The sequence below is a fragment of the Synechocystis sp. LEGE 06083 genome, assembly GCF_015207725.1.
Taxonomy (GTDB): domain Bacteria; phylum Cyanobacteriota; class Cyanobacteriia; order Cyanobacteriales; family Microcystaceae; genus Synechocystis; species Synechocystis salina.
In genome coordinates, this window is record NZ_JADEWJ010000140.1 from 1 (window position 1) to 9678 (window position 9678).

9 protein-coding genes and 2 pseudogenes are annotated in these 9678 nt (G+C 47.3%); 10 read left to right on the forward strand and 1 reads right to left on the reverse strand.

The annotated features are described in order from the left end of the window. Positions 1-771, forward strand: a pseudogene (locus tag IQ219_RS11630) (chromosome segregation protein SMC); the annotation flags it as partial. Between the two features lie 6 nt (positions 772-777). Then, a pseudogene (locus tag IQ219_RS20120) lies at positions 778-882 on the forward strand (PKHD-type hydroxylase); the annotation flags it as partial. Here IQ219_RS20120 and IQ219_RS20395 read toward each other — a convergent pair. Next, the gene (locus IQ219_RS20395; protein ID WP_255512821.1) at positions 854-982 is read right to left on the reverse strand and encodes a hypothetical protein; all 129 of its coding nucleotides are present in this window, start codon (positions 980-982) and stop codon (positions 854-856) included. The pseudogene IQ219_RS20120 and the gene IQ219_RS20395 overlap by 29 nt on opposite strands. Before the next feature lie 133 nt (positions 983-1115). Between IQ219_RS20395 and hemB the strand changes: the two genes are divergently transcribed. The 8 genes from hemB to IQ219_RS11670 all read left to right on the forward strand — a co-directional run bounded on the left by hemB (position 1116) and on the right by IQ219_RS11670 (position 9672). After that, positions 1116-2147 (forward strand): porphobilinogen synthase, encoded by a 1032-nt coding sequence (hemB, locus tag IQ219_RS11635; protein ID WP_194072713.1) that lies wholly within the window; start codon positions 1116-1118, stop codon positions 2145-2147. A gap of 34 nt (positions 2148-2181) precedes the next feature. Continuing rightward, entirely contained in the window at positions 2182-3258 is a 1077-nt protein-coding gene (locus IQ219_RS11640) for a GTP-binding protein (protein WP_194072707.1), read from the forward strand. Positions 3259-3345: 87 nt separating this feature from the next. Continuing rightward, on the forward strand, positions 3346-3951 hold the full coding sequence (gene folE / locus IQ219_RS11645) for a GTP cyclohydrolase I FolE (protein ID WP_368667604.1): 606 nt from the start codon (positions 3346-3348) through the stop codon (positions 3949-3951). A gap of 42 nt (positions 3952-3993) precedes the next feature. Continuing rightward, positions 3994-4767 carry a GTP-binding protein gene (locus IQ219_RS11650; protein WP_194072709.1) on the forward strand — a complete coding sequence of 258 codons (774 nt, stop codon included), beginning with the start codon at positions 3994-3996 and terminating at the stop codon, positions 4765-4767. After that, positions 4767-5579, forward strand: coding sequence for a metallophosphoesterase (locus IQ219_RS11655; protein ID WP_194072710.1), 813 nt, complete (start codon positions 4767-4769; stop codon positions 5577-5579). Before IQ219_RS11650 ends, IQ219_RS11655 begins: the two co-directional genes overlap by 1 nt. Before the next feature lie 59 nt (positions 5580-5638). After that, on the forward strand, positions 5639-6373 hold the full coding sequence (locus IQ219_RS11660) for a metallophosphatase (protein WP_194072711.1): 735 nt from the start codon (positions 5639-5641) through the stop codon (positions 6371-6373). Further along, on the forward strand, positions 6370-8136 hold the full coding sequence (locus IQ219_RS11665; protein WP_194072712.1) for an SWIM zinc finger domain-containing protein: 1767 nt from the start codon (positions 6370-6372) through the stop codon (positions 8134-8136). The genes IQ219_RS11660 and IQ219_RS11665 overlap by 4 nt, the downstream gene beginning before the upstream one ends. Positions 8137-8175: 39 nt before the next feature. After that, on the forward strand, positions 8176-9672 hold the full coding sequence (locus IQ219_RS11670) for a UvrD-helicase domain-containing protein (RefSeq protein WP_228016986.1): 1497 nt from the start codon (positions 8176-8178) through the stop codon (positions 9670-9672). Positions 9673-9678: the final 6 nt, after the last annotated feature.

Sequence of the window (9678 nt, forward strand, 5' to 3'; positions counted from 1 at the left end):
CAGGAATACCAGGAAAACTTAACTCAACTACAAAGTCAGTTGGGAGAATTAGAACAAGATTTACCCGATCCCTGGGCGGAAATTCCCCTACTCCAGGACCGGGACGAAGCAAGTTTGGATTTTGCCAATATTTTGGAGGAATTACAGCGCTCCATTCGCAACGGACAAAAGCGTTTGGAAGCTATGGAACCAGTGAATATGCTGGCGTTGCAAGAGTATGAAAAAACCGAAGCCCGCCTAGGGGAATTGTCAGAAAAGTTGCAAACCATTGCGGGGGAACGGACTGAATTACTGCTCAGAATTGAGAACTTTACCACCCTGCGTCGTCGTTCTTTCCAAGATGCTTTTGATGCAGTCAATAAAAACTTTCAAATTATTTTTGCTGAACTGTCTGATGGGGATGGCTATTTGCATTTAGACGACCAAGAAGACCCTTTTAACGGTGGCTTGAATCTAGTGGCCCACCCCAAAGGTAAACCGGTGCGTCGCCTTAGTTCCATGTCCGGTGGGGAAAAATCATTAACCGCGCTGAGTTTTATTTTTGCCCTCCAACGCTACCGCCCTTCTCCCTTTTACGGCTTTGATGAGGTGGATATGTTTTTGGACGGTGCCAATGTGGAAAAACTTTCCAAAATGGTCCGCAAACAGGCCCAACAAGCTCAATTTATTGTGGTGAGCCTCCGTCGTCCCATGATTGAAGCGGCGGAACGCACCATTGGGGTGACCCAGGCCCGGGGGGCCCATACCCAGGTTTTGGGCATTAAGTTGTAGCTTCGTTTAAATACAGTGCAAAGGTCATTGTTCAAACAATCTGGCAAAACCATTGAGTTTGATTTGCTCAACAAGACCTACGTCAATTTGCTGCGCCAATGGCTAGATTGAAGGAAACCTGGAGGACGGCGATCGCCAAGTTAATGAATTTTGCTTGGGTCGGAGCAGTGGGATTTATCCCTGGGTAAATAGGGAAAATTTTGGGGCTCAAACCCCTTCCAGTTCAGGGTTTTATCAAGGGAGCAATCAACCTGGGTTCCTATTTAAGAGTCACTGCGGTATCATCAAAATGATAATCATTATCATTTCTGTTGCCCATGACTCCCAGTGCCCCAGCCATTGCCATGCCCGTTCAGGCTTCTTCAGTGGAATCTCCTGTCTCTTTATCCATCACCCAAAGACCGAGGCGATTACGACGGACGGGCACCCTACGGCGTCTGGTACGGGAAAATACCCTCGGAGTGGAGGATCTAATTTACCCCCTCTTTGTGACGGAAGGGCAAGACTTAGAACAGGAAGTGCCTTCCATGCCCGGCTGTTACCGCTACTCATTGGATCGATTATTAGAGGAAGTTCGCACCGTTTGGCAATTGGGCATCGGGGCGATCGCCTTATTCCCTCTCATTGATGACCACAAAAAGGACAATGGTGGCACCGAAAGCTACAATCCCCAGGGGTTAATTCCCCGGGCAATCCGGGCCATCAAGGAAACTTGTCCAGACATAATTGTCATTGCCGATGTCGCCCTTGATCCCTACAGCAGTGAAGGCCATGACGGCATTGTAGCCAATGGCCAAATTCTCAACGATGAAACCGTAGCAGTATTGGTTAAACAGGCCCTGATGCAAGCTGAAGCAGGAGCGGATTTTGTCGCCCCCTCCGATATGATGGACGGCCGCATTGGAGCTATTCGTCGAGCCTTGGATGCGGAAGGCTGGATCAATGTCGGTATCCTAGCCTACTCCGCCAAATATGCTTCTGCTTACTACGGTCCCTTCCGGGATGCCCTGGATTCCGCCCCCAAATTTGGTGACAAAAAAACCTATCAAATGGACGGGGCCAATGGTAGGGAGGCCCTCAAGGAAGTGGCTTTGGACATTTGTGAAGGGGCGGACATGGTAATGGTTAAACCCGCCTTGGCCTATTTGGACGTTATTTGCCGGATTAGATCCCATACTAATTTACCAGTAGTAGCCTACAACGTCAGTGGGGAATATGCCATGGTCAAAGCGGCGGCGGCTAGGGGCTGGATCGACGAAAAAAAGGTAGTGCGGGAAACCCTCATCAGCATGAAACGAGCAGGGGCAGACTTAATTCTGACCTATTTTGCCAAGGATATTGCTCAGCAATTGCACACTAAGCGGATTGAATTTTAAAAAAATCTCATAACTATTTGTCTGTATTTTAACTATGAATCATTCCTCACCATCGGATTTAATCATTCCCAAAAGGGGCCTACCAGTCACTATTATCACCGGCTTTTTAGGTAGTGGTAAAACCACCTTACTCAATCATATTTTGAACAATCGCCAAAATCTCAAAATTGCAGTTTTAGTCAATGAATTTGGCGACATCGACATTGATAGTCAATTACTGACATCCGTTGATCAAGACATGGCTCAACTCAGTAATGGCTGTATTTGTTGCACCATTAATGATGGTTTAGTGGAGGCGGTTTACAATGTGCTAGAAAAAAATGAATTGATTGATTATTTGGTCATTGAAACCACAGGAATTGCCGATCCTTTGCCGATTATGTTAACATTTTTAGGGACAAAACTAAGGGACTTTACCCACTTAGACTCTGTAATTACCCTAGTGGATGCCTCGGAATTTACCGTAGATCATTTTGAGAGTGAAGCCGCGCTCAAGCAAATTATTTATGGAGATATTATTCTTCTCAATAAATCTGATTTAGTTAACCCAGATAGTCTTTATCAGTTGGAATTTCAAATTAATGAAATCAAAGAAAATGCTCGCATTGTCCGTTGTCAAAATGCGAAAGTGCCCCTGGGGTTACTCTTGGATGTTGGTTGCAACTACAAAGATATTTATCAAGGGTTAATTGAAGAAGAAATTGAGCAAAACCAACGGGATCAGGAAGATCCTGAGCATCATGACCATGGCCATGACCACCACAACCATGAACACCACCATCACCACTCATCCCACTTAGATAATGATGGCTTTATTTCCATTTCTTACTATAGTCACCGTCCTTTTTTGTTGGCAGAATTTCAAAATTTTCTGGAAAATCTTTCCGGTAATGTTTTCCGAGCCAAGGGATTACTTTGGTTTCTTGATAGTCCCAATAAATACATTTTTCAACTCAGTGGTAAACGCTGCACGTTAGAAGTTGAAGAATGGCAGGGTTCTGCACCGGGTAATCAAATCGTCTTCATCGGTCGGGATCTTGACCGGGACGACCTTTACCAACAGTTAGAACTCTGCTATCCCAGTCCCGCTACCTTGGCAAGTTTGACTTAAATTGCCGAATTTTACCTTTATCCAATTATTTTTTTATCATCCATGACTGCTTTGATTCCTTCCCAAAAACTTACCGCTAACCAAACAATTTCCGCCCTTTCCACCCAAGCTAACCCCCCCGTTTCTGAAGCGGAAATGCAGGCCGCTGTTAGAACATTACTGTTGGGCATGGGGGAAGACCCTGACCGAGAAGGTCTCCGGGACACCCCTAAACGGGTAGTTAAAGCGCTGAAATTTTTAACCTCCGGTTATCAGCAGTCTTTGGATGAACTTTTGAATGGGGCCGTTTTCAGTGAAAATGCGAATGAAATGGTATTGGTCCGGGATATTGATCTTTTTAGTTCCTGTGAACATCATATTTTGCCCATTATCGGCCGGGCCCATGTGGCATATATTCCCAATGGCAAAGTGATTGGCCTGTCAAAAATTGCCCGTATTTGTGAAATGTATGGCAGAAGACTACAGGTTCAGGAACGCCTAACGGCCCAGATTGCCGATGCTCTACAGGGGTTACTACAACCCCAAGGGGTGGCGGTGGTGGTGGAAGCAACCCATATGTGCATGGTAATGAGAGGGGTACAAAAACCTGGTTCATGGACAGTGACTAGTTCGATGCAGGGAATTTTTGCTGATGATGCTAAAACCCGCCATGAGTTTATGAACTTAATTCGCCACAGTCCTTCTTTCCACTAGCTTTTTTCTTTCTTCTGTCCTTGATATTTTTGAACACTTTTTATGCGATCGACTTCCTTAATTGCTGTTGCCGGGCCGCCGGGGACGGGAAAAACCACTTGGATTACTGAACAATTGCAAAACATAGCTTGCCCAACTTTTTATTTTTCCCCAGGATTGGGGCCAATTTCCGTTGATCTGGCTCGCATTAACTATACATTTCCCGCTGTGCAAATCATTACTGGCGATCGGGGAGAGTCCTGGTTGGCCAATGTCCCCCCGGACGCGGTGGTTTACTGTGAATTGGGCTTTCATCTTGATTTAAATTCAGCCCAATTTGGCCCTTTGCCCTATCGTTGTGTAGCGGTATTGCCCCCTTCTTTAAAGGATTCGGAATGGCATGGTTGGGCCGACGAGATTATCCCCGGTAATGATCTTTCCCCAACTAATCCAGAGTCTTTGCCCAATTTATGGCGATCGCCGTTGACGGGAATTGTCTTTGATCCCCCCAGCCTAGAGATGATTCTCACGGAATTAACCGGGGGAGCCTACGGGGAACTACAACGGTTAAAGGGAATTTTTGAAATGCCGGACGGTCGGGCTTTTTACATTGATTTTGTCCAAGGACTGACGGGGATTGAATACACCGAATTACCCCTGGAGCCTTGGTTGGAGGGTCGTCCCCAACGTTTCAGTGGTATTGAACTAGCGGGCTGGAACCTAAATCAGAAATTGATTGCCGATACCCTCCTGGAAGGCTGCCTAGCCGATGAAATTCTGACCCATTACCAGCAACAGTACAAAAACTTTAATCCCCTAGAGGAGGCGATCGCCTAATGAAACTTGCCGTTATTTCCTGTATCCACGGTAATTTTGAAGCTCTCAATGCCGTTTTGTCGGATATCGACCAGCACAAAGCCGACCAAATTTATTGCCTGGGGGATTTAGTGGGCTATGGTCCCTACCCCAATGCGGTAGTAGAAATGATCCGCTCCCTCGATATTCCCACTTGCCAAGGCTGTTGGGACGAAGACATTGTGGAAGGTCTCAATGCCTGTGAATGTAGTTATCCTTCCGTATTGGCAGAAAACCGGGGTCGAGCGGCCCACGAATGGACGAATAATGTCATTCACCCTGAAGTGAGGGAATATCTAGCCACCTTGCCCCTAACTATGCGACATGAGAATCTTTGTTTTGTCCACGGTAGTCCCAACAGTCAGCACGAATATTTACTGCCCAGCATGGATGGTTTTGCCGCCTTGGAAAGGGTTTTAGCCACAGAAGCCGATGTTCTATTTTGTGGCCATACCCATGTCCCCTATGTGCGGGATTTGAAGGGGGGAACCATTTCTGTGCGAGTGGCCCAGAGCGCAGAAGGTAAGGCAGATCAACAATTCACCACGCCCCTGAAACGGATTATCAACGCTGGATCCGTGGGGGAACCTCGCCATGGCAGACCCAATGCCACCTATGTTTTATATGATACTGACACACTCCAAGTAACCCTCAGGGAAGTCCCCTACGACTATCAACGTACCTGCGCGGCCATTATTGAGCAGGGATTACCCCCCATTTTTGCTTGGCGATTGGCCCAGGGACTGGAATTTGCAGAACGGGCCGATGATCCCAGTCATGTCTGTCAACGTTGATAAAAAATTCATCCTTAATCACAGAAATTTCAAGGCGGATTCTGGCATAAAGAAAAATAATGATCAACAGTTATTGGGCCATTTGTAGTGGCATTGAAGGAAATTTAGCGGCCTATGAGGCAGTGTTGGCCGACATTAAAAGCCAAGGTGATGCCATCACTGATTTCTATATTCTGGGGGATTTTGTCGGTTTACAGGGTGATAATCGGCCTGTTATTGACCGCATCCAGTCTCCCAGGGCTGATGAATTAATTCCTCAGGTTTGTCTCGGTTGGTGGGAAGAACAGTGCTTCAATCTCCACGGCCTGCGGGGTTCCCTGGATGCACCAGAATTAGTTGCTGAAGTGGGTAGCGATGGGGCTAAATTGCTCTGGGAAAGTATCAACTGGGAATTAGTACAGTGGCTAAGGACACTCCATTTTGGCTTCCACGAATTGGATTGTTTACTTATTCACGGTAGTACGGTGAGCTATGCCGATGAACTGACCCCGGAAACCGCCCCCATTACCCTCTGCGATCGCCTAATTCGGGCCGATGCCAATAATCTATTCTGTGGGCGATCGGGTTTAGCCTTTGAATGCTGGGTGGAACCGACACAATTACAGTCCCAAATCATTACCCTGGATGGGCCCCAAACTACCCAGGATCAGGCGAAATCCCCCCGGAGAATTGTGGGAGTTGGTAATGTGGGTCGGAAACAGGGCCAGAGCAATTATGTGCTGTACAATCCCGCTACGGATAAGGTTAAGTTTAAGAAAGTAAACTACAACCCCATGACAGCAACTAGAGCATGACTGATTTACCTCAAATCTCGGAACAGCACATTGCCGATTGTTCTACTAGTCAAAGCTTTCAGAGGGGAGCAGACTATTTTCAACAGGGGGCAGTGGAATCCTTAATAAAACGGGGAAATTTAATCACAGCCCAGGTCAGAGGAAGCTATATTTACGATGTTTGTATTAATTTCGAGGGGAATAATGTTATCTCAACCCAGTGTAGTTGTCCCTATAAATATGGAGATTGGTGTAAGCATATTGTTGCCACTCTTTTAAATGTCTGTCGTTGTCCCCACACCGTTCAGGAACGACCAAGTTTACCGGAATTACTAGGGGATTTAGACAAGGAACAGATTATAGAAATTATGATAGCTTTGGTAGGAAAAGAACCAAAATTACTCAATAAAATTGAAAAAATAGTTCGCAAACAATATATAAAAAAAGTTGAAAACAATATCTTGATCGACACTAATTATTACCGTGGACAGATACGAGATGCCATTCGGGAAACAGAAATAATGGTAAGTGAATATTGGGAAGGAGAAGATGAAAGTGAGTTACCCTGTGAAGAAATAGTTGATTTGATTGATGAAGTCCGAGATCTAGGACTTGGCGAAAGATTGGGGGAGGCGATCGCCGCTTTAACGGTCATTACAGAAACCTGTGTGCGGGAATGGCCAGCATTATATGAATATGGCATTTATGGCTATGACATCTATGATCAAATAAGCGAGCTATGGGCTGAACTAATTCTCGCCGCCGACTTTTCCGATTTAGAAAGGGGTAAATTATCTCGTTCATTGAAGAAATGGCGCGAAAGAGGGGAACCGGACTATGATCTGGCCACTCTGGCGATCGCCGAAATGTGGGAACTACCCGCATTGCGGAAAGTATTAGCGGCCCCGGGTCAAAGGGTAAACCTAACCCCAGAGGAACAAGAAAGCCTAGACACCCCGCTACTAGCAGTACGTCTAGAGGTGCTCAAAAAACAAAAAAAATACGAAGAATATCTTGCCCTAGCAATGGCGGCGGGAGCTATTACAAATTTTTTGAGGATGTTAGCTTACCTCGACCGGGTTGAGGAAGTAATGGCCAATGCTGACCAAATCGAGAATGGACAGCAAGCTTTGCAAATAGCAGAGGGCTTAGTGGAAGTGGGCGCTATGGCCGAAGCCATCACCATTGCCCGCCTAGGATTGACCTTAAAAGGAGAGGATAACTACGACTACGAATTGCTCAAATTGATCGCTGAACTGGCCAGGGAAACTGAACAGCCGGAGTTGCATTTAGCAAGCTTGTTGAAGGCAGTACAAGTTCGGCCCTGCTTGGCCGATTTTCACCAATTAGTAAAAATCTCTGGGGAAGATTGGCAATTTTTGAAAGATGATCTATTTGAGCATCTACTCAACCTTGATGATCGCTGGGGCTACAGTACTAAAGTAGAACGAATTAGAATTTTCTTGGCCAGTGATTATGTACGAGGGGCAATGGTTCTGGCTAGCCAATTGGATCGTTGGGAGCAAGAGCTTTTGCGCCAGGTAATGTTGTTAGCTTTAAAATCTAACCCCCAATGGGTTATAGACAATGGCGTTCCCCGGGCGGAGGAAATTATGGATTCAGCACAGTCAAAGTATTACGATCGGGCGGCTGAATTATTGGCTCTGGTCAAAAAAGGCTACGAAGCAATGGATCGATCGCCTGAATGGCAAAACTATCTGGGCCAACTGATGAAAGCCCATAGCCGCAAACGAAATTTAATTCCCCTTTTGCAAGGTTTATAAAACTCTCACCATTCGACTTCTGACCCAACGGCGATCGCCATGCATCAAACTTCCCTAAACCTAGAGCAACTACGCCAAAGTTTACGCAGTAGTCAACGACCCTTGGCGGATTGGCAGGGGGGAGAAATGGCCGTTTCTGCAGTGCCAGGGGCCGGCAAATCCCATAGTCTTTCTGTAGCGGCGGCGATCGCCATTGCCCACCATGGTTTACATAACCAAGAAAAATTACTGATTGTTACCTATACCCGTTCAGCGGCGGCAGCCATCAAAGGGAAGGTTAACCAGCGTTTACAGGCCTTGGGCTTGCCTAGCTTGGGGTTTGCGGTGCAGACTCTCCATGGTTTAGCCCTCAGCATTGCCCTACGACATCCGGAAATATCGGGGCTAGACCCAGAACAACAGACCCTAGTTTCTCCCCAACGGGGCCATCGCTTGATCAAAGATGCGGTGGAACAATGGCGACGGGAAAACCCTAAAACCTACCAAGCCCTGGTGGAAGCGGGGAATTTTGACGGGGAAACCACGGAAACTCTGCGGCGGCAGGCGGTACTGAGCACGGAAGTTTTACCCGAATTGACCAAAATTGTGGTGGCCGAAGCCAAAAGTTCTGGCCTTTCTCCCCAGGATGTGGCGGATATGGGTCGCATTGCCCCCGGTAGCGAACTCCTGTCCATGGGAGCTGGTTTGTTTAAACATTACCAAGCCCTGATGGCAGCGAAGAATTGGATCGACTATAACGATATGATTTTGGCTGCCCTGCGGGTGCTAGAAGACCCCCACCTTTGCCGCCAGTGGCAGGAACAATTTTTTGGTGTTTTTGAAGACGAAGCCCAGGACTCCAGCCCCCTCCAGGAAAAGTTGTTGACCAAATTGGCCCAGAACGCCAACGGCACCATCCGTTTAATTCGGGTGGGGGACCCCAACCAAGCCATTAATTCCAGCTTTACCCCCGCTGACCCCGTATATTTCAATCAATTTTGCCGGCGGTGCCAGGCCCTAGGCAGTTTTGCCACCATGGACCAGGCCGGGCGTAGTAACTTGCAGGTGATTGCGGCGGCTAACTTTTTACTGGAATGGGTTAACCAAGATTGGCAAACCCGATTTAATGGTCCCAAGGCGGATACCACTTTACCTTTCCGTCCCCAAGCCATTCGTCCAGTGGAACCGGGGGACCCCCAACCCAATCCTCCGGCCACCGATGGGGGGGTAGAAATTCATTTTCCCCAGGACATTAACCAGGAAGTGGAACAAATTCGCCGTCGGCTAGTGCCCCTGTTGTTGACCAATCCTCACCATAATGCGGCCATTTTGGTACGGGAAAATCGCCAGGGCAGGTTCGTTGCCGATCGCCTGAAGGATGTGGAAAAAGATGGTGGTCTGAAGGTTTTGGACGTGGGGGACCAAGACCGGAACTCCCGCATACCAGGGGAAATCCTGAGCCTCTTACAATTCATTGACCGTCCCCATTCCCCCGATCTACTCAAGGCCACATTGACCGTGTTGCAGGAGCGACAACGAAGTACCACCCAGGAGTGAAACGAC